This is a genomic window from Advenella sp. EE-W14 (genome assembly GCF_012923605.1).
Lineage (GTDB): Bacteria > Pseudomonadota > Gammaproteobacteria > Burkholderiales > Burkholderiaceae_B > Advenella > Advenella alkanexedens.
In genome coordinates, this window is record NZ_JAAVNG010000014.1 from 47,882 (window position 1) to 67,344 (window position 19,463).

A 19,463-nucleotide genomic window follows, 5' to 3' on the forward strand; every position below is an offset into this window, starting at 1 on the left:
AATCAACGCTGGTCCAGCGGAACGAATGCTTGATCTTCAGGACCGATATAGTTGGCGGTCGGACGAATAATCTTATTGTCGATACGTTGTTCGATAATGTGCGCTGCCCAGCCTGCGGTACGCGCAATCACAAACAGCGGTGTGAACATGGCGGTAGGCACGCCCATCATGTGATAGGACACGGCCGAGAACCAGTCCAGATTGGGGAACATTTTCTTGATGTCCCACATGACGCTTTCCAGGCGTTCGGCAATATCGAACATTTTCATGTTCTGCTGCGTTGCCGACAGTTTGCGCGCCACTTCCTTGATGACTTTGTTGCGCGGGTCGGAAATCGTATACACGGGATGACCAAAGCCAATGATGACCTCTTTGTTCTCTACGCGACAACGAATATCGGCTTCGGCCTCATCCGGTGTTTCATAGCGTTTTTGCACCTCAAAAGCGACTTCGTTGGCACCACCGTGCTTGGGACCGCGCAATGCGCCGATACCACCGGTAATGGCTGAATACATATCCGAACCTGTTCCGGCAATCACCCGGCAGGTGAACGTGGATGCATTGAACTCGTGCTCGGCATACAGGTTCAGTGAAGTATGCATGGCCTGGACCCACTCATCAGGTGGCGTCTCGCCGTGCAGCAGATGCAGAAAATGCCCGCCGATGCTGTCGTCGTTGGTTTCGACATCAATACACTTGCCATTATGGCTATAGTGGTACCAATACAGCAGCGCCGAACCCAGACTGGCCATCAGACGGTCTGCAATATCGCGCGCATCCGGCAGGTTATGATCATCTTTTTCAGGTAACACACAACCCAGGACCGATACGGCCGTGCGCATGACATCCATGGGATGGCTGGAAGCGGGCAAGGCCTGTAACGCATCCTGCAACTGAACCGGCAGGCCGCGCAAACGGCGAAGCTTCTGTTTATAGGAGGCCAGTTCAGCCTTGTTGGGCAGTTTGCCGTGAATGAGCAGGTGAGCGACCTCTTCAAATTCACAGGCTTGCGCCAGATCCAGAATATCGTAACCACGATAATGCAGGTCGTTGCCGCTGCGGCCCACGGTACATAGTGCGGTATTGCCAGCAATAACGCCAGACAAGGCCACTGATTTCTTTGGTTTGAAGCCCGTTGTTTCGGGTGCTTGTGTCATGGTATTCCTCCGCTACTTTACAATGCAAATAATACGCTATAATCAATATTTGCAGTTTACGCAAAATTACCAAAAATTGCATTAATAACAAGGCGAATATTGGTAAACCCTATGCTGCATATTTGCAAATTTTGCGAATTTTTTTAGTTAATCAGCCTTATCAAGCCGGTATTGGATTCAATGGCCACCATGCGAAAAGTATTTATGGGCGTGCGATTACGCCGGTTGCGCGAGGAACGCAAATTGACCCAGATAGGGCTGGCCCGCATGCTGGGCCTGTCTCCCAGCTACCTGAATCAGATCGAACAAAACCAGCGGCCCTTGACCATGTCGGTCCTGCGCCGTTTGAGCGAAGTGTTCAAGATGGACGTCAACGCGTTTTCAGACGACGAACAAACGCGCATGATCGCTGCCTTGCACGAAGTGGCGGCCACCCTGCCGGCATCAGCGCTCGGCGGACACGAAGGGGACAGAATATCCCAGGCGGAAATACACGAAATCGCAACGAATATGCCGGCGGTAGGTCGGGTTTTGATTGATCTTCACCGCCGTCACCGCGAAGCGGCAGAGCGGCTGGAAGCCATGACTGAAAAAATGACCCATCAGAACCAGAACCCTGGCAGCTCCACCGATGCCCTGCTCATACAAACCCAACCCTACGAGGAAGCCCGCGACTTTTTCTTTACCCATCACAACTATTTCGCGCAACTCGATGCCTACGCGGAGCAATGTCATACCGCCTGGGGGCTGGCTGACGTACCCACACCCGGCCTGGCGGACCGACTGGAGCAGCGCTTGCGCGAACAACATGGCGTCATCGTGAACAACCTGCCCGCAGAAAAGGGCCTGCAACGTGCCTACAACCCGACACTGCGCCAGCTTAGCCTGCCCCCTTACCTCACACCCGGACAACGGGCCTTTCAAATGGGCACACAATTGGCATTTCTGGAGCTGGACACCGTACTTGAACGCATGGTGGACGCACCACGCTTTTCCAGTCAGGCGGTACGCAAATTGGTACGACTGGGCCTGGCCAACTATTTTGCGGCCGCGCTGATCCTGCCCTACCGACAGTTCCTGGCTGCTGCCGAGCAATTGCAATATGACATCGACCTGTTGGGACAACGGTTTGGCGTCAGCTTCGAAACCGTTTGCCACCGCCTGAGCACCATGCAGCGGCCCGATGCAACGGGCGTGCCGTTTTTCTTCATCCGCGTGGACCGCGCGGGCAATATATCCAAACGCCAGTCTGCCGCCCACTTTCATTTCTCCCGTGTCGGTGGCGCCTGTCCTTTATGGAATGTCTACGAAGCCTTTTCCAGCCCCGGGCGGATTCTCCGGCAACTGGCACGCATGCCCGACGGACGCGTGTACCTGTGGATTGCGCGTACCGTATGCCGTCAGACCGGCGGCTTCGGACAACCAAGCAAAGATTTCGCTGTCGCGCTGGGTTGCGATGTCGCTCATGCCCATCGGCTGGTTTATGCAAAAGGGCTGGATTTCAGCAATCCGGATATTCCCACACCCATTGGCATGGGCTGCCGGGTGTGCGAGCGGCCACAATGCGCCCAACGCGCGTTCCCGTATATTGGCAGGGAGCTGGACGTCAATGAAAACCTCAGCAGCGTCTCTCCCTACCCCATGAACAACCCTTGAATTCCGGCACATAGAGCAAGATGTTATCCATGGAAGCTACCTTCAGTCAGATTATGTTCAATTTCCGCAACGCAGCTTCGGGCGGCACGCATGACTCCAGCCAACGTGGCGGATGCCGGACCCGTCCAATCACCGTAACCTACTAGCCACAGTCGGGGTTCCTTGATGCAATGGCCTTCCTTGACCAGCACTTTACCGTCTGGCTCAACAACACCCAACTCCGCTAGATGTTGCAGCGCTGGCCGAAATCCTGTGCACCAAACCACAGCATCAATCTCCTGATGTCGCCCATCATCCCACGCAATACCTGTTTCAGTGAATCTTGAAAAAGGACGATCAGCAACCAACACTCCCCGTTCACGGGCCTCACGCACCGGAGGCACCATCACAATATCGCCTAGGCCGCCAATGGGAATATCAACAGTTCTCCCTTCCTTCTGAGCTAACCAGCGCTCAGTAGCGCGCTCAAACAGCACCCGACCATCAACGTCATCAGGCAAAAAAACTGGGGGTGAAGGAGTGATCCAGAGGGTTTGTGCGACTTTGGATAGTTCAGCCAAAATCTGGGCGCCTGAGTTGCCGCCACCCACAACAGCCACTCGCTGGTTTTTATACCCTTCTGGATCGATATAAGAAGCAGAGTGCTGCTGCTTACCCTTGAATACGTCAGATCCAGGATACACCGGGATGTAAGGGTTGCTCCAGTTGCCGGTAGCGCTGACCACCGCGCGACTCTGCCAGATGGCTTTTTCAGTATGGGTCAGCAAGAACTGACCGTCCTTTGATATTTTTTGTACCTGCACAGGTCGCATTACGGGCATCGCGTACCGTGCTTCATAGCGGGTAAAATAATCAAGAACCTCGTCGCGCGACGGATAAACACCCGATGTGGATGCAGGCATGGGCCAGCCCGGCAAAGAGCTCCAATTCGCGGGCGAAAACAACCGTAATGATTGCCAACCGTGTAGCCAGGCACCACCAGGTTGCACCTGATTATCCAATACTACAAACGACAAACCTGTCCGGCGAAGAAAGTATGCAGTTGCCAAACCCGCCTGACCCCCACCAATAATGACCACATCAACATGCATAGGGTTATTGTCAGCTTTTATCATAAAACTCCAAAATTCACTGTCCCCGCAAAAGGAGCCAGCAGGTTGAATGGGGTGGTTAGATCTCGGTCTGGTTGACGCGCCGGCTCAGTGCTTCGGCGCTTTCCTTACGCTCACTATAGCGCTCCACCAAATAGGGAGCAACATCACGCGTAAGCAAGGTGAACTTAACCAGCTCTTCCATCACATCGACTACGCGGTCGTAGTAGCTGGAGGGCTTCATGCGATTTTCGGCATCGAACTCCTGAAAGGCCTTGGCGACCGAGGACTGATTCGGGATAGTCACCATGCGCATCCAGCGCCCCAACACACGCATCTGATTGACGGCATTGAAAGACTGGCTGCCCCCACATACCTGCATCACTGCCAGCGTCTTGCCCTGAGTGGGTCGCACAGCACCTACAGACAGGGGAATCCAGTCAATCTGAGCCTTCATGATGCCCGTCATCGCTCCATGGCGCTCGGGCGAGCACCACACCATGCCTTCGGCCCACTGCGCCAGGCTGCGCAGCTCCTGCACTTTGGGATGGCTCTCTGTCGCATCGTCGGGCAGAGGCAGTCCGCTGGGATTGAAGATTTTGGTTTCTGCTCCCATGGCTTGCAGCAAGCGCTCGGCTTCTTCGACCAGCAGGCGGCTGAAAGAGCGCTCACGCAATGACCCATACAACAACAAAATGCGAGGTGGATGGTTGGAGCGAATGGGATTAGCCAAGCGTTCGGGGTCTGGAACCCGAAAATGTTCCGGTGCTGCTGCGGGCAAATCAGCCAGTGATTTGGTCTCTTTTTTAAGCACGTTGTCCATCCTTTCCAATCACGACTTCTCCATCCTCTTTGGTGAACGGACCTTGCTGCGGGTTCGGCAAAATTTCCAGTACTCGCTCGGAAGGACGGCACAGGCGCACACCCAGCGGTGTCTTAACGATGGGGCGCTGTATCAGGATGGGGTATTGCGCCACCACATCTAGCAATTGAGCATCCGTCAGCGCTGGATTACCCAGTCCGAGTTCGTCGTAGGGGGTCCCCTTTTGACGCAGCACATCGCGCAAGCTCAGACCAATGGCTTGCACCAAGCTCATCAGCTCCTCGCGACTGGGGGGTGTTTTCAGGTATTCAATGACCTGAGGCTCCACACCGCTGTTGCGAATCATCGCCAGCGTATTGCGTGAGGTGCCACACTGGGGGTTGTGGTAAATCGTGATGTCAGTCATTACAGATATTCCTCGTAAAAATCTTGATACTTTGGGGTGTCAGAGAGGGGCACGGTCAAGTGATGAGGGACGCCAGGCGTTCACCATAGCCACCAAAGACAGCATAACGGGCACTTCCACCAGCACCCCCACCACGGTGGCCAAGGCCGCGCCCGAATTTAGGCCGAACAAAGAAATAGCCACTGCCACCGCCAATTCGAAAAAGTTGGACGTGCCAATCAGGCAGGCAGGACCTGCTACGTTGTGCGGCAGCTTCAGCCTTTTCGCCATCCACCAGCTGATGAAGAAAATGCCATAGGTCTGCAGCACCAAGGGCACGGCAATCAGTCCAATCACACCTGGCTGGGCCACGATGGTTTCTGCCTGGAATCCAAACAGCAACACCACCGTCGCAATCAGTCCGACAATAGACCACGGTTTAAGCGCTGCCACATAAGCAGTCAAGGCCTGGGACGACCGCTGGAGCACCAAGTGTCGTGTCAGCATACCCGCCGCCAGTGGCAGCACCACATACAATACAGTGCTCAGAACCAGCGTTTCCCAGGGCACCGTCACGTTGGTCACCCCCAGCAAAAAGGCTGCAATCGGGGCATAAGCCACCACCATGATGAGGTCGTTCACCGACACCTGTACCAAGGTGTAGTTGGCATCACCTTTGACTAATTGGCTCCAGACAAATACCATAGCCGTACATGGCGCTACCCCGAGCAAAATCATGCCGGCAATGTATTCGCTGGCCGATTGCGGATCCACCCAAGGGGCAAACAGGTACTGGAAAAACAGCACACCTAAAGCCGCCATGGTGAAAGGCTTGATGAGCCAGTTGACCACCAGCGTTAGGAGCAAGCCCTGTGGGCGCTTGCCTACGTCTTTGACGGCGTGCCAGTCAATCTGAATCATCATTGGGTAAATCATCACCCAGATAAATACCGCCACCACAAGGTTGACTTGTGCATATTCCAAGGCGGCCACAGTCTGAAAAAACCCAGGCAACCACAGCCCCAGCACTACACCAGCGCCAATGCCCAAGGCGACCCACACTGTTAAAAAACGTTCAAAAATTCCCATAATCTACCTTTATCTGCGGCTCACTAGAAAAATACGTTGTAAGGATGTGATGACACGGGCCCATCCCAAAAGGCCATTCAACCATTCACACAAGCAGACACATTAAGGTCTGCACATCCCTCACCCTGGCAGCACTCTGCGGTCAAAAAAGCCAGCAAAGCATTCATTTTGACCAGTTCTGCCCGGTAAATGACGTAGCGTCCATGGCGCTCACTGGTCACCAGGCCAGCAAAGTGAAGTTCCTTAAGATGAAAAGACAAGGCCGTGGTGGACACTTCCAAAGTCTCCGACATGCTGCTAGGCGTCAAGCCTGTTTTGCCTGCTACCACCAGCAGGCGAAATAACTTCAGGCGGGTTTCTTGGGCCAGCGCTGCAAGCGCCTTGACCACTTCGAGTTCATTCATCACGGCTCCTCAAATCTTTGTACTGTGCGTCCACGACCAAGTTGATGTTGGCATCATGGATAGTGGTGATTTTGTCATGCCTGATGCCCAGCTTCTCATGAACCACTCGGGCAACAGGCGATAGGCAGCTGTTGGTGCAGCTAGCCACTGTCAAGAAAAAATTCATAAGCAATAGGAAGGTGCAAAACTGCTTGCTACTTACTCCTTTCTTCAGCACGAACCTATAGATAGGAGCATTCAGCCACATACTCACCACTATTCGATAATATTATAATTCAATTATTATTGAATTAATAGAGGTGACAAATAAAGTGACCATTGTAAACTCGTATACTTTCCCCTAAAACGACACAAGCCAACAGCATCCTCGACAAAAATGTAACAATTCAAAATCCCCCTCTTGAAAATTTCAGTTTCGTCCTTATAATTAGCACTCAAGGAAGCCGAGTGCTAACAACCGGTTCCTTACTGATTTTTTAACACAACTTAATTAGAGACAGGAGTTTCTCCATGGCATTGCGTCCTTTACAAGATCGCGTCATTATCAAGCGCTTAGACAACGAGCTGAAAACAGCATCAGGTATTGTTATCCCTGACAGCGCTGCTGAAAAACCTGATCAAGGTGAAGTTATTGCTGTTGGACCAGGCAAAAAAACAGAAGACGGCAAAGTATTGCCTGTAGACCTGAAAGTTGGTGACAAAGTATTGTTCGGTAAATATGCTGGCCAGTCTGTAAAAGTAGACGGTGAAGAACTGCTGGTTATCCGCGAAGACGAAATCCTCGCCGTTGTTGCTTAAGCAATAACCACTTATTTTAAATGCATATTTTTGCTATCAGGCACACTGATGGCACTTAAACATAATCAAGGAATTCAAAATGGCTGCAAAGCAAGTATTATTCGGTGACGACGCACGCGTTCGTATCGTGCGTGGCGTAAACACACTGGCAAACGCTGTTAAAACAACATTGGGCCCTAAAGGCCGTAACGTTGTTCTCGATCGCTCTTTCGGCGCTCCTACCGTTACCAAAGATGGTGTTTCCGTTGCCAAAGAAATCGAACTGAAAGACAAATTTGAAAACATCGGTGCACAACTGGTTAAAGAAGTTGCTTCAAAAACTTCCGACAATGCCGGTGACGGTACCACTACCGCTACCGTATTGGCACAGGCTGTTGTAGAAGAAGGCCTGAAATACGTTGCCGCTGGCATCAACCCAATGGACCTGAAGCGCGGTATCGACAAAGCCGTTGGCGCTGCCATTGAAGAACTGAAAAAACTGTCCAAACCTTGCACCACCAGCAAAGAAATCGCCCAGGTTGGCTCTATCTCTGCCAACAGCGATGCTTCTATCGGTGACATCATTGCCAACGCCATGGACAAAGTGGGTAAAGAAGGCGTGATCACTGTTGAAGACGGCAAATCACTCGAAAACGAACTCGACGTTGTTGAGGGTATGCAATTCGACCGTGGTTACCTGTCTCCTTACTTCATCAACAACCAGGAAAAACAGGTTGCTGCCCTGGAAGATCCATTTATTCTGATTTTCGACAAAAAAATCAGCAACATCCGTGATCTGCTGCCCGTACTGGAACAAGTTGCCAAATCAAGCCGTCCTCTGCTGATCATCGCTGAAGATGTTGAAGGCGAAGCACTGGCAACACTGGTTGTCAATAACATCCGCGGTATCCTGAAAACCACTGCTGTTAAAGCACCAGGTTTTGGTGACCGTCGTAAAGCCATGCTGGAAGATATCGCCATCCTGACCGGTGGTACCGTGATTTCTGAAGAAACCGGCATGTCTCTGGAAAAAGCCACGATCGAAGATCTGGGTCAGGCAAAACGCATCGAAGTAGGCAAAGAAAACACCACCATCATCGACGGTGCTGGCGTTAGCGCAAACATCGAAGCCCGCGTTAAACAAATCCGCACCCAAATCGAAGAAGCCACTTCTGACTACGATCGTGAAAAACTGCAAGAGCGCGTTGCCAAACTGGCAGGCGGTGTTGCCGTTATCCGCGTGGGTGCTGCTACCGAAGTTGAAATGAAAGAGAAAAAAGCACGTGTTGAAGATGCCCTGCATGCAACTCGCGCTGCGGTTGAAGAAGGTATTGTTCCTGGCGGTGGTGTTGCCCTGATCCGTGCCAAAAACGCAATCAAAGACCTGACCGGTGCCAACGCTGACCAGGACGCAGGTATCAAACTGATTCTGCGCGCCATTGAAGCACCTTTGCGCACCATCGTTGCCAACGCTGGTGAAGAGCCTAGCGTCGTCGTCAACAACGTTGCCAACGGCACAGGTAACTACGGTTATAACGCAGCTACCGGTGAATACGGTGACCTGGTTGAGCAAGGTGTTCTGGATCCAACCAAAGTAACCCGTACAGCACTGCAAAACGCAGCCTCTGTCGCCAGCCTGCTGTTGACCACAGAAGCCGCCATTTGCGAAATCGTAGAAGACAAGCCTGCTGCTGCAATGCCTGACATGGGCGGCATGGGCGGTATGGGTGGCATGGGCGGATTCTAATCTGTCTGTCCCATAAAACGGAGTCTTCCCTTGCTCCGTTTAGCCACATGAACCCGGGTCTCTGGCCCGGGTTTTTCTTTGCGATAAACATTTGTAAAACAATATCCTCTTGCCCACCATCCAAAATGGCTCATCAAGCCCCTCTCTAACAATAATCCTGCTGCATTCCAGTGACGATTTTTTTCATCCACATCGCTTATTGGCGAGTCAGGCAAGCAAGTTGCACTACAATAACGCCTGTGATGCATTGAACATCAGCCGTACAATTTGCCGGTTGCGAGTGCCTTTTTACTTTTAAAACCATGACCCTACCGAATGAATCGCCGTTTAAAAGCAAAAGTGGCCTACAACGTATTGTTAAAGCAGCGCAATATTCCACACAGGGATTAAAAGCCGCCTTCAAACATGAAGCCGCTTTTCGCCAGGAATTGCTCTTGTGTGCCATCATGATGCCTCTGGCGTTCTATTTGGGCCGCAACTTGCTTGAAATTCTGTTCCTGCTGGCAACACTGGTATGTGTCCTGGTGGTTGAATTGCTCAACTCCGCCCTTGAGGCACTGGCCGATCAAATTAGCCTGGAGCATCATCCATTGCTGGGACGCGCAAAAGATCTTGGTAGCGCTGCCGTCATGCTCACCCTTATATTTACCACCATCGTCTGGATTGCCATTGCAATCGACCCATTTATTTGATTTAGTATGACTTTTACCGAAAAACTGGAAGCCGCCTGGAAAAACAGCAACTCCTTATTGATGGTAGGACTTGACCCCGACCCAAACCGCTTCCCTCCCTGCATCCAACAAAGCAAACAGGCCATTTTTGATTTCTGCAAGGGCATTATTGATGCCACCGCCCCCTATGTATGCGGCTTCAAGCCACAAATTGCCTATTTCGCCTCAGAAAGCGCTGAAGATCAGCTGGCAGCCCTTTGTGACTACATTAAAAAAACCTATCCACACCTCCCACTAGTGCTTGACTCAAAGCGCGGAGATATTGGCACAACCGCCGAACATTACGCCAAAGAAGCTTACAAACGTTACCAGGCTGATGCCGTGACGGTTAATCCTTATATGGGTTTTGATTCAATTGAACCCTACCTGGCCTGGCAAAACAAAGGCGTCATTATTTTATGCCGTACCTCAAATCCTGGTGGATCCGACCTGCAGTTTTTTGAGTCATCAAGCGGTGAGCCCTTATACCTGCATGTTGCCTCATTGGTGGCGGAAAAATGGAATCGTCATGGTCAATGCGGACTGGTGGTCGGCGCGACCTTTCCTGAAGAATTGAAAAAAGTTCGTGAACGGGTAGGCGATGATGTACCTTTGCTGGTACCAGGCATTGGCGCCCAAGGTGGGGACATAAACAGCACGGTACAGGCTGGCAAAAACACCTGTTCTACCGGTATGATGATCAATTCCTCACGTGCCATTCTGTACGCCAGCTCTGGCGATGACTGGCAGGAAGCGGCAGCATCTGTCGCCATGCAAACCCGTGATGCCATTAATGCAGCACGTGGCTGAAGCGACAAAGCAAAATTGCGCGGGACTAATTTTCTTCAAAAATCCTGCTGGCGGCAGTCAGGGCAAACAACACTGACTGCTGACGCACTTGCGCTCTATCACCGCTAAAATGCCGGGTAAAGGGCAAGGTGACAATCCCGTCTTTCTTTCGGTAAGCAAGCGCAAAACACACCATTCCAACCGGCTTGCCCTCGGTACCACCGGTGGGCCCCGCAATACCGGTTGTACTCATTGCACAAGTGGCGGTAATGGTCCGGGTCAACGCCCCTTCAGCCATCTCAATGGCCACCTGCTCACTGACTGCACCAAATTTTTGCAAGGCCTGTTCGTTAACATCCAGAAGCTCTATTTTGGATTCGTTGGTGTAGGTAACGAATCCACGATCATACCACTCACTGGAACCCGACACAGAAGTAATGGCACCCGCCAGCAGACCGCCCGTGCATGATTCGGCAGTGACCAGCAACCAGCCCTTGTTTTTCAATATTTCACCCAGACGGCTTGCCGCCTCAAATTCCTGTTCTGAATATTCTGTCATGACACTTCCCGCAGACAGTAAGTCCGGGCTGGCATGCAAACCGCCATACCAACCTTTACCTTACCAGTATTTAGTTACTTAAACACCCACCAGACGCATCAGGATGGCAATGACAAACAGCGTATAAGCTGAAGCAAGCAAATCATCCCACATAATGCCAAAACCGTTTTTCAACTTTGCATCAAAATAACGTATTGGAGAAGGTTTGACAATATCAAAAAAACGAAATAAAACAAAAGCAACCAACTGCCAGACCAGGTTCATGGGTGCAATAATAAACAGCACCAACCAGAAAGCCACGAACTCATCCCATACAATACCGCCATGATCATCAGTTTTCAGTTCTTTGGCGGTATAGTGACAGCAGTATGTTCCATATAAAAAAGCAAACAACAAAAACAGGCCCATCAATAACTCGCTACCCAGGACCTGTTGCAAAGGCCACCATAATAACCAGGCAAGCAGCGTTCCCCAGGTACCCGATGCAGGACGCAACAAGCCGGACCCCAAACCAAAAGCACAAAAACGGTGAGTATTACCCGTTATCCATGCAAAACTCGGCCAATTGACCGGATTTTTTTTGTTGTTCAGGGACCTGCGTCGAAAAACAGATTGTTGCTGGGAGTTACTTTGATCCATTAGCGCGTGTATTCTTTTAATGAAAAGTACATAAGATTAATTATATTAACGAAAATGATCAAATCCGGAAGGCAAATCCTGAATTTCAATTAAATCTTCATCCAGTACCTTAAGTTGATTTTCCGATGTAATGGTACCAATCATGCTTAATGAAAGTCCCAATTCTTTACCCACCGCACGGATTTTTTCCCTGCCCCGGACTGGCGCCGTAAAACATAACTCGTAAACATCGCCACCACCCAGTACTGCCTTACGCTTTTGCTTCGCAGAGATGCCGGCAATGGCCGCATTAACGGGTATCTGGCTTAATTGCAGCACCGCACCCTGGTTGCTGGCCTGAAGAATATGACCCAAATCCTGCAGCAGACCATCAGAAATATCTATGACGGCATGAGCGAGATGGCGTAAAGCCAGGCCTAATTCAACCCGTGGCACGGGCATTTCAAGCCAAGGACGGGTTTTCTCGAGCAACTCATGTTCAGGGTCGCTTAGCACTTCACCCTGCCTGACACGCATCAACAGTGAAAGGGCCACATCGGCCGCTCCCAATGAGCCTGAAACCCAAATATCGTCCCCCTCACAGGCACTGCCACGAGTCAGGAACGGAGCGGTAACGGAACCAAAGACAGTAACACTGATAACAATACCCTGCTCACTTCGCGTGGTATCGCCACCAATAAGCGGACAGCCATGTTTGGCAGCCAACGCATGAAAACCGGCTGAAAAACGCGCCAGCCATGCGTCATTGAAATCAGGCAAACCCAGCCCCAAAAGGCAGCCGATGGGTTTGGCACCCATCGCTCCAAGATCGGACAGGTTAACGGCAAGCGCCTTATGCCCTAATTTGAATGGATCAACATCAGAAAAAAAATGCCGTCCTTCCAGCAGCAAGTCTGTGCTGGTTGCTATTTGTGTACCGGGCTCACTCTCAAACACGGCACAATCATCACCTACCCCAACATGTACGGATGGAGCCTGGCGTGTAAAAAACTGCCTGATTAAATCAAATTCCCCAGCCATTAACGCTTAACGGCCAGCATTGACTTCGGCAGACCTGACTTCAGCCGCCAGTTTGTCGAGTACACCATTGACAAACTTGAAGCCGTCGGTACCCCCAAACTCTTTAGCCAATTCAACCGCCTCATTGATGGCCACTTTATAGGGGACTTCCACATGCTTGATCAGCTCGTAACTGCCAATCAGCAAAATGCCGTGTTCAATGGGGGACAGCTCATCAAGTGGGCGGTCTATATAGGGCGTAAACTGTTCACGAAGCATGGGAGCCTCGGCAAAAACACCATGCAGCAAGGTCTTGAACCAAACCCTGTCCGCGTCGCCGAAGTCTTTATCTTCCTGAATATGGGCATCAATAGCACCCGCTTCCCGCAGATCCTTGTCACCACTGATCAGCCACGCGTAAATGCCCTGCAGGGCAAATTCACGCGCGCGACGACGGGCACTTCTGTTGTTCATTTTATTTTTATCAATCACTCGATATCCTATTTATCATCATCTTCATCGTCGAAATCGTCATCATCACGATCATCGTCTTCATAATCTTCATCATCTTCCGCCTCGGGTACCAGGGCAGCAGACAAATTAGCCATTTCAACGGCCACCTGGGCGCAATCCTTGCCTTTTTGGGCTGCACGAACCTGGGCCTGCTCATCATTTTCCGTGGTCAGGATACCGTTTGCAATGGGAATATTGGTATCCAGCGCAACCCTCGTAATAGCTGCTGCACTTTCATTGCTCACAATCTCGAAGTGATAGGTTTCACCACGAATCACCGCACCCAATGCAATCAGGGCATCAAACTCGAAAGTTTCTGCCATTTGTGCCAGCGTAAGACCGACTTCAAGGGCACCAGGAACGGTCACAACCATGATATCACGCTCATCAACACCCAGTTCGCCCAGTTCCTGCAGGCAAGCTTCCAGTTCGGCAAAACCGATTTCCTCGCTAAAACGGGCACATACGATACCAATATGCAGGCCTTCGCCATTAAGATCAGGGGCTAATGTGTAAGGTTTCATAACGCTTCCTATTATTCAGAGTGAGTGGGCAAATTCATTGAGGGGCAGATTCATAACCGGTTACCGTTAGCGAGTAACCGACCATGCTTGGCATTTTACGTGGAACAGCCAGCAAACGCATGATTTCCACGTTTAAATCACGTAATATTTGTGCACCTACACCGTAAGTACGCAAATCATATCGATCTGTCTTTTTGGAGGCAGGTTCTTCTTTGCCCCATTGCGCCATGGTTTCAACCAAAGACTGGGCGGAACCCTGACAATTGAGCAATACCAGCACACCGCATTCCGAAGCGGAAATCGCCTTGAGGGCGTCGGAAACTCCCCAGCTGTGCTCACTGTCTTCAGTATTTAACAAATCGAGTACGGAAAGCGGCTCATGCACGCGCACCAGCACTTCTTTATCGGGGCGGATATCGCCGTGCACCAATGCAATATGGGGTGCGCCCGAGGCCTTGTCTTTATAGGCAACGGCACGGAACTGACCCCATGGCGTTTTAAGCTGACGCTCACCCAATCGCTGGATCATGGACTCATGTTCGCTGCGGTACTGAATAAGGTCGGCGATCGTACCGATTTTCAGGCCATGCTCCTGGGCAAAAGCCATTAAATCAGGCAAACGCGCCATCGTGCCATCGGTTTTAAGGATTTCACAAATGACAGCGGCTGGCGTTAACCCCGCCATCGCAGTCAGGTCACAGCCGGCTTCAGTATGGCCTGCACGAATAAGCACGCCACCCGAAACAGCCTTGACCGGAAAAATGTGTCCTGGATTGACCAAATCGGACGGTTTTGCATCGCGGGCAACCGCTACCTTGATGGTATGAGCCCTGTCAGCAGCCGAAATACCCGTTGTTACGCCTTCGGCAGCTTCGATGGAAACCGTAAAGTTGGTACCAAAACTGGTGCCGTTGTTACTGGCCATGAGCGGCAATTCAAGCTGCTTGCAGCGCTCTTCGGTCAGGGTCAGGCAAACCAGGCCACGCGCGTGCGTTACCATGAAGTTAATCGCCTCGGGCGTGATGAACTCGGCGGCCATCACCAGATCGCCTTCATTTTCCCTGTCTTCCTCATCGACCAGAATGACCATGCGCCCCATTCTGAGTTCATTGACTATTTCAGAAACGGGTGAAATATCAAATTTTTGTTGTACTGAGGCTTGCTCTGTTGCAGATGATGTCATAACGTGAATTCCGGACAAATACAAATGTTATTGAAAATGCGGGCAATAACGAAAAGAGAGTATTTTACCCATAGTATAGGAAGAAAATATGTAAATCGTACTGCACAACATATTGTAACAAGCATGGAATCCGTTTGTTCCAATATCCATTGCCTTGCTGTCAATATTGACGGCCTGTTTACCCGATTATGCCCTATTCCGGAACAAAACAAAAACAATTTGACACATAAAACATGCAAGCAAGGTGCATACCACCCTGGCACCCTGTACTTTGGTACCGGTTTCATTATTTAAATTTAAATAATTTGTTTTACGGTTCAATATTATATGTTCCATATTATGAAAGACAGGTTTAAAATAATGCCATGTTTGATTAATCTTAAAACAAGATTATCTTGATCCAACCAATTACCTCTATCAGGGGGAACTATGCAAAACGACCTGGAAACACGCGCACTGGAATCCGACAACCAAGAACTCAAGCTTTGGCTTCGCCTGCTTACCTGCAGCAATCTTATCGAAAACAAAATCCGCAGTCGCCTGCGCGTTGAGTTTGAAACCACCCTGCCACGCTTTGATTTAATGGCACAACTGGCACAAGAGCCCAAGGGCATGAAAATGGGCAACCTGTCCGAACGGCTCATGGTGAGCAATGGCAACATCACGGCCATTACCGGACAACTCGAAAAAGAAGAGCTGATTACCCGCATTGTCAACAAAGAAGACCGCCGCAGCACTTTCATCAAGCTGACCCCTAAAGGGCGGCGCCAATACAACAAAATTGCCAAGGCCCAAGGCATCTGGTTGCAGGAAATGTTTGACGGCTTGTCCCAATCCAGCCACAAAAGCCTGTACAAATCACTGGCAGATCTTAAAAAACGCCTTCTCCTGAACGATGAGGACGTACAATAAGGGCTAACCCTATATCTCCCCGTTAACCAATATGACCGACACTGGGATGGCAATGAGTACAACGGCAGCACAATATTTGGACAAAGTGGATATTCTTGTTATTGGTGGCGGTATTAACGGTACGGGTATTGCCCGGGATGCGGCAGGCAGGGGCCTGAAGGTATTGCTTTGCGAGAAACAGGACCTGGCGGGCGCAACCTCTTCGGCCAGCAGCAAACTGATTCATGGTGGCCTCAGATACCTGGAACAATATGAGTTCCGACTGGTACGCGAAGCACTGGCCGAACGCGAGGTTTTGCTTGGCAATGCACCACACATTGTACACCCCATGCGTTTTGTCTTGCCCCACAACCAACATCTCAGGCCAGCCTGGATGATTCGCATTGGCCTGTTTTTGTACGACCACTTGGCCAAACGCTCCCGAAATCTGCCCGGTTCACGGCAAATTTCCCTGGCTGAAACCTCGGTCTACGCCACTCCCCTTAATGACAGCATTAAAAAAGGGTTTATTTACTCGGACTGCAATGTTGATGACTCTCGTCTGGTCATTCTTAATGCCATGGACGCTCGGGCCCGTGGTGCACAAATTTTAACCCGTTGCGAATGCATCGGTCTTCAAACGCAAGATAACGCCTGGCTGGCTACCTTACGGCATCAGGATGGCACTGTCCAGAACGTACAGGCAAAGATTCTGGTCAATGCCGCAGGACCATGGGTGGATGATATCCAGAACCTGGCGGCCCAGCACGGCAACAAAGCCGCTGGCCGCAACAAACTGCGACTGGTCAAGGGCAGCCATTTGGTCACCCCCAGGCTTTATGACGGCACGCACGCCTATATCCTGCAAAACCAAGACAAGCGCATTATTTTTGTCACCCCTTACCAAAATGATTTTTCAATGATTGGCACCACCGATGTGGATTTTCACGGAGATCCGGATAAAGTCGCCATTTCTGCCGAAGAAACCGACTATCTGCTGCAATCGGTCAATGCCTATTTCAAACGGACCATCCGCCATGAAGACATTGTCTCCACCTGGTCTGGCGTACGCCCCCTTTACGATGATGCCCAGGGCAATGCCTCAACCACAACACGTGATTACGTATTTGACGTGAGTGGAGGCACGGATTCCGCTCCCCCCCTGCTGTCTATTTTTGGGGGTAAAATCACCACCTATCGCAAACTGGCCGAACACGCCCTTGAAAAACTGGCCCCCTTCACTGGCAAACATCAGCCTTGGACCCATGCAGCCCCCTTGCCTGGCGCTGATATGCCCAATGCAGACATCAATCTTTTCATATCACAACTGCAAAAACAATACCCGTGGCTGCCCGAAAACACAGCCCGTCGATATGCCCGCACCTATGGTACGCTTGCCTTGAATTTTCTGGCAGAAAAAAACAATATCGAAAGTCTTGGGCAACACTTTGGCCATGATTTATATGAAGCTGAAGTGAAATGGCAGCTAGAACACGAATGGGCACGCTATGCGCAAGACATTTTATGGCGCAGAACACGACTGGGCCTGCATTTCACCCCGGAACAAACGCTTGCCTTGCAAAAATGGCTTGAAAAACAGACATTTAGGTGACATAAACGCTCACTGCCATCACTTGTCATTTAATACCTCCATTTCAAATGTTAAGATAGGGTACTCTGAATTTTATAAAGTCAATCCCCTATGTCTGAACAGGAACTTAAACTGCATGTGCCCATTCATGCGCAAAAAACAGTAGAAAAAGCCGTGCGCACGGCGCGGGCTGAAGAACTTCCTTTGCGGGCCATGTATTTTGATACGCCTGCCCGTGAACTTGCCAAGGCCAAAGTCGCGATCAGACTGCGTCTGGAAGGTACCCAATGGGTTCAAACCCTGAAAATGCCCGGCAATAACGCCATCAGCAAACTGGAACTCAATCACGACCGTCCGGGTCCCATTCTGGACCTGTCTCTATACGTCGGGACACCTGCACAGGCCGTATTAACCAACCTGGACAACCCACTGGAACTACGCTATGAAACCGATGTTGTCCGGGTATTCCGAAAACATCGTGTTGCCAAAGGCATTATCGAAATCGCCTATGACCGTGGTGTTATCCGCTCTGGCGATCTTGAACTGCCCGTTTCCGAAGTGGAGTTTGAACTGCAAAACGGTTCACCCGAAGCTATTTTTGAAGTGGGCTTGCGCTGGCTGGAAAAATACAAACTGCAGCTGGATTTACGCAGCAAATCACACCGTGGTGATGCGTTGGCTACTGCCGCACAAAACATCAAACAGGCAAAAACCTCCACATCACCACAAATTGTTCGCACAAGCGAAATTGACCGTTTCTGGGCACCCCGCAAAGCCCGCCCCTATCAAATAAATAAAAACCAGAACGCCACCCAGGCGCTCATTGCCACCACCGAGGAATGCCTTGAACAAATCTGCTTCAATGCGGGTCCACTGGCTGAAATAGACACCCTGGGTGTGGTTTCTGTTGGCCGGCCAGAACATGTGCACCAACTGCGCATTGGCATGCGACGCCTGGCAAGCAACTGGAAACTTTTTGGCAAAATTGCCACCCTGCCCGAACCCGAACTGCGGGCAGAGTTAAAAATACACCTTGGCCATTTTGGTGCCACCCGTGACCTGGACGTCATGCTGGAAACCATTGTGCCCAAACTGGAAGCGGCAGGCATGCCTCATATCCAATTTGAACAGCATGAGAGCGTCCGTACCGCACAGGAAATCGCACAAAGCGTTGCCTTCCAATCATGGCTGGTTAAATTGCTGAAGTGGACGGTATTGACACCCGCCATCGATCCCATCCCCGCAACAGACGAAGCGGCAGAAGTAACAGAAGCCCCTGCGGCCATGGATATGGCAATTGATGTCGAGGATGTGGATAAACATACCCCACTCCAGGAAAGCACAACCAAAGCAGCGGAAAAATCACCTAAGGAAAACACGGCCAACAGCCAGCCTCCCCTGCTGATTATCCCCCTGATTCCATCCACACAGCCTAAAGTCACGCTGCGCAAACAACTGGAAGCACAGCTTAACAAATGGAACAAGGATATTGTCAACCACTGGAAAACCGAGGATAAAAACGATATTGAGGCCTATCATGACCTGCGCAAAAAAATCAAGCGAATGCGTTACGGCCTGAATGTCTATGAGGCACTTCATACCGACAGCAACCTGGGTTTTTATGTGAAGCGACTGGCCGCGGCACAGGAAACGTTTGGCATTCTCAACGACTACTCAACCACCCATACGTTTTACCGTCAGTACACCGATGCTTACCCTGAAACCTGGTTTGCCGTGGGCTGGCTATCCGCCAATCTGGAAACCTGCAAAAAACACGCTGATGAAGCATTGAAAGAACTGCCAAAGCGCATCAAGTTTTGAACCATAAAGCCGTTCATGCCTCCTTTCCGCAAGGAGGGCAATAAATCCTGGAACAACAAGCCTTATACTTGAATAGACCGGCACAATCCGAAAAAACCACCCTATGAACTTTTAA

At 50.7% G+C, this 19,463-nt stretch carries 20 protein-coding genes; 8 read left to right on the forward strand and 12 right to left on the reverse strand.

The annotated features are described in order from the left end of the window. Positions 1-2 precede the first annotated feature (2 nt). Positions 3-1,157: a 2-methylcitrate synthase gene (gene prpC / locus HCX92_RS13225; RefSeq protein WP_169295434.1), complete on the reverse strand. Its 1,155-nt coding sequence runs from the start codon at positions 1,155-1,157 to the stop codon at positions 3-5. A 189-nt stretch (positions 1,158-1,346) separates the two neighbouring features. On the opposite strand from prpC, the gene HCX92_RS13230 reads away from it, so the two are divergent. After that, the gene (locus HCX92_RS13230; RefSeq protein ID WP_169295435.1) at positions 1,347-2,813 is read left to right on the forward strand and encodes a short-chain fatty acyl-CoA regulator family protein; all 1,467 of its coding nucleotides are present in this window, start codon (positions 1,347-1,349) and stop codon (positions 2,811-2,813) included. Positions 2,814-2,836: 23 nt separating this feature from the next. On the opposite strand, the gene HCX92_RS13235 is transcribed toward HCX92_RS13230, so the two are convergent. From HCX92_RS13235 to HCX92_RS13255, 5 genes are all read right to left on the reverse strand, one after another. Beyond that, positions 2,837-3,928, reverse strand: a complete 1,092-nt coding sequence (locus HCX92_RS13235; protein WP_248290066.1) for an ArsO family NAD(P)H-dependent flavin-containing monooxygenase — start codon at positions 3,926-3,928, stop codon at positions 2,837-2,839. A 55-nt stretch (positions 3,929-3,983) separates the two neighbouring features. After that, positions 3,984-4,727 (reverse strand): arsenical resistance protein ArsH, encoded by a 744-nt coding sequence (gene arsH, locus HCX92_RS13240; RefSeq protein ID WP_169295436.1) that lies wholly within the window; start codon positions 4,725-4,727, stop codon positions 3,984-3,986. Then, a complete protein-coding gene (arsC, locus tag HCX92_RS13245; protein WP_169295437.1) occupies positions 4,711-5,133 on the reverse strand; it encodes an arsenate reductase (glutaredoxin) in 423 nt (140 codons plus the stop codon). The genes arsH and arsC overlap by 17 nt, the downstream gene beginning before the upstream one ends. A gap of 39 nt (positions 5,134-5,172) precedes the next feature. Further along, complete coding sequence (gene arsB / locus HCX92_RS13250; protein ID WP_169295438.1) at positions 5,173-6,201, reverse strand: ACR3 family arsenite efflux transporter; 1,029 nt, start codon at positions 6,199-6,201, stop codon at positions 5,173-5,175. Between the two features lie 77 nt (positions 6,202-6,278). Then, entirely contained in the window at positions 6,279-6,605 is a 327-nt protein-coding gene (locus tag HCX92_RS13255) for a helix-turn-helix transcriptional regulator (RefSeq protein ID WP_169295439.1), read from the reverse strand. 510 nt (positions 6,606-7,115) lie between these two features. Here HCX92_RS13255 and HCX92_RS13265 point away from each other — a divergent pair. The 4 genes from HCX92_RS13265 to pyrF all read left to right on the forward strand — a co-directional run bounded on the left by HCX92_RS13265 (position 7,116) and on the right by pyrF (position 10,649). Then, positions 7,116-7,403 (forward strand): co-chaperone GroES, encoded by a 288-nt coding sequence (locus HCX92_RS13265; RefSeq protein ID WP_169295440.1) that lies wholly within the window; start codon positions 7,116-7,118, stop codon positions 7,401-7,403. 79 nt (positions 7,404-7,482) lie between these two features. Next, a complete protein-coding gene (groL, locus tag HCX92_RS13270) occupies positions 7,483-9,129 on the forward strand; it encodes a chaperonin GroEL (RefSeq protein ID WP_169295441.1) in 1,647 nt (548 codons plus the stop codon). Between the two features lie 302 nt (positions 9,130-9,431). Next, entirely contained in the window at positions 9,432-9,821 is a 390-nt protein-coding gene (locus HCX92_RS13275; RefSeq protein ID WP_169295442.1) for a diacylglycerol kinase, read from the forward strand. 6 nt (positions 9,822-9,827) lie between these two features. Further along, a complete protein-coding gene (gene pyrF, locus HCX92_RS13280; protein WP_169295443.1) occupies positions 9,828-10,649 on the forward strand; it encodes an orotidine-5'-phosphate decarboxylase in 822 nt (273 codons plus the stop codon). 25 nt (positions 10,650-10,674) lie between these two features. On the opposite strand, the gene HCX92_RS13285 is transcribed toward pyrF, so the two are convergent. From HCX92_RS13285 to ribBA, 6 genes are all read right to left on the reverse strand, one after another. Continuing rightward, positions 10,675-11,187 (reverse strand): CinA family protein, encoded by a 513-nt coding sequence (locus tag HCX92_RS13285; protein ID WP_169295444.1) that lies wholly within the window; start codon positions 11,185-11,187, stop codon positions 10,675-10,677. A 78-nt stretch (positions 11,188-11,265) separates the two neighbouring features. Next, positions 11,266-11,826 (reverse strand): phosphatidylglycerophosphatase A, encoded by a 561-nt coding sequence (locus HCX92_RS13290; protein WP_169295445.1) that lies wholly within the window; start codon positions 11,824-11,826, stop codon positions 11,266-11,268. A gap of 45 nt (positions 11,827-11,871) precedes the next feature. Next, positions 11,872-12,846, reverse strand: a complete 975-nt coding sequence (gene thiL / locus HCX92_RS13295) for a thiamine-phosphate kinase (RefSeq protein WP_169295446.1) — start codon at positions 12,844-12,846, stop codon at positions 11,872-11,874. Positions 12,847-12,852: 6 nt separating this feature from the next. Further along, positions 12,853-13,299: a transcription antitermination factor NusB gene (gene nusB / locus HCX92_RS13300; protein WP_169295566.1), complete on the reverse strand. Its 447-nt coding sequence runs from the start codon at positions 13,297-13,299 to the stop codon at positions 12,853-12,855. A gap of 26 nt (positions 13,300-13,325) precedes the next feature. Next, positions 13,326-13,862, reverse strand: coding sequence for a 6,7-dimethyl-8-ribityllumazine synthase (gene ribH, locus HCX92_RS13305; protein ID WP_169295447.1), 537 nt, complete (start codon positions 13,860-13,862; stop codon positions 13,326-13,328). A gap of 34 nt (positions 13,863-13,896) precedes the next feature. Beyond that, the gene (gene ribBA / locus HCX92_RS13310; RefSeq protein WP_169295448.1) at positions 13,897-15,045 is read right to left on the reverse strand and encodes a bifunctional 3,4-dihydroxy-2-butanone-4-phosphate synthase/GTP cyclohydrolase II; all 1,149 of its coding nucleotides are present in this window, start codon (positions 15,043-15,045) and stop codon (positions 13,897-13,899) included. Between the two features lie 429 nt (positions 15,046-15,474). Between ribBA and HCX92_RS13315 the strand changes: the two genes are divergently transcribed. The 3 genes from HCX92_RS13315 to HCX92_RS13325 all read left to right on the forward strand — a co-directional run bounded on the left by HCX92_RS13315 (position 15,475) and on the right by HCX92_RS13325 (position 19,348). Continuing rightward, a complete protein-coding gene (locus HCX92_RS13315; RefSeq protein WP_169295449.1) occupies positions 15,475-15,957 on the forward strand; it encodes a MarR family winged helix-turn-helix transcriptional regulator in 483 nt (160 codons plus the stop codon). 52 nt (positions 15,958-16,009) lie between these two features. Next, complete coding sequence (gene glpD, locus HCX92_RS13320) at positions 16,010-17,548, forward strand: glycerol-3-phosphate dehydrogenase (protein ID WP_169295450.1); 1,539 nt, start codon at positions 16,010-16,012, stop codon at positions 17,546-17,548. 90 nt (positions 17,549-17,638) lie between these two features. Then, complete coding sequence (locus HCX92_RS13325; protein ID WP_169295451.1) at positions 17,639-19,348, forward strand: CYTH and CHAD domain-containing protein; 1,710 nt, start codon at positions 17,639-17,641, stop codon at positions 19,346-19,348. The last annotated feature ends 115 nt before the right edge of the window (positions 19,349-19,463 follow it).

Bases quoted from the DNA above. Each gene is read 5' to 3' on its own strand.
- prpC (WP_169295434.1), bottom strand. From the start codon at position 1,157: ATGACACAAGCACCCGAAACAACGGGCTTCAAACCAAAGAAATCAGTG.
- HCX92_RS13230 (WP_169295435.1), top strand. From the start codon at position 1,347: ATGCGAAAAGTATTTATGGGCGTGCGATTACGCCGGTTGCGCGAGGAA.
- HCX92_RS13235 (WP_248290066.1), bottom strand. From the start codon at position 3,928: ATGATAAAAGCTGACAATAACCCTATGCATGTTGATGTGGTCATTATT.
- arsH (WP_169295436.1), bottom strand. From the start codon at position 4,727: ATGGACAACGTGCTTAAAAAAGAGACCAAATCACTGGCTGATTTGCCC.
- arsC (WP_169295437.1), bottom strand. From the start codon at position 5,133: ATGACTGACATCACGATTTACCACAACCCCCAGTGTGGCACCTCACGC.
- arsB (WP_169295438.1), bottom strand. From the start codon at position 6,201: ATGGGAATTTTTGAACGTTTTTTAACAGTGTGGGTCGCCTTGGGCATT.
- HCX92_RS13255 (WP_169295439.1), bottom strand. From the start codon at position 6,605: ATGAATGAACTCGAAGTGGTCAAGGCGCTTGCAGCGCTGGCCCAAGAA.
- HCX92_RS13265 (WP_169295440.1), top strand. From the start codon at position 7,116: ATGGCATTGCGTCCTTTACAAGATCGCGTCATTATCAAGCGCTTAGAC.
- groL (WP_169295441.1), top strand. From the start codon at position 7,483: ATGGCTGCAAAGCAAGTATTATTCGGTGACGACGCACGCGTTCGTATC.
- HCX92_RS13275 (WP_169295442.1), top strand. From the start codon at position 9,432: ATGACCCTACCGAATGAATCGCCGTTTAAAAGCAAAAGTGGCCTACAA.
- pyrF (WP_169295443.1), top strand. From the start codon at position 9,828: ATGACTTTTACCGAAAAACTGGAAGCCGCCTGGAAAAACAGCAACTCC.
- HCX92_RS13285 (WP_169295444.1), bottom strand. From the start codon at position 11,187: ATGACAGAATATTCAGAACAGGAATTTGAGGCGGCAAGCCGTCTGGGT.
- HCX92_RS13290 (WP_169295445.1), bottom strand. From the start codon at position 11,826: ATGGATCAAAGTAACTCCCAGCAACAATCTGTTTTTCGACGCAGGTCC.
- thiL (WP_169295446.1), bottom strand. From the start codon at position 12,846: ATGGCTGGGGAATTTGATTTAATCAGGCAGTTTTTTACACGCCAGGCT.
- nusB (WP_169295566.1), bottom strand. From the start codon at position 13,299: ATGAACAACAGAAGTGCCCGTCGTCGCGCGCGTGAATTTGCCCTGCAG.
- ribH (WP_169295447.1), bottom strand. From the start codon at position 13,862: ATGAAACCTTACACATTAGCCCCTGATCTTAATGGCGAAGGCCTGCAT.
- ribBA (WP_169295448.1), bottom strand. From the start codon at position 15,045: ATGACATCATCTGCAACAGAGCAAGCCTCAGTACAACAAAAATTTGAT.
- HCX92_RS13315 (WP_169295449.1), top strand. From the start codon at position 15,475: ATGCAAAACGACCTGGAAACACGCGCACTGGAATCCGACAACCAAGAA.
- glpD (WP_169295450.1), top strand. From the start codon at position 16,010: ATGAGTACAACGGCAGCACAATATTTGGACAAAGTGGATATTCTTGTT.
- HCX92_RS13325 (WP_169295451.1), top strand. From the start codon at position 17,639: ATGTCTGAACAGGAACTTAAACTGCATGTGCCCATTCATGCGCAAAAA.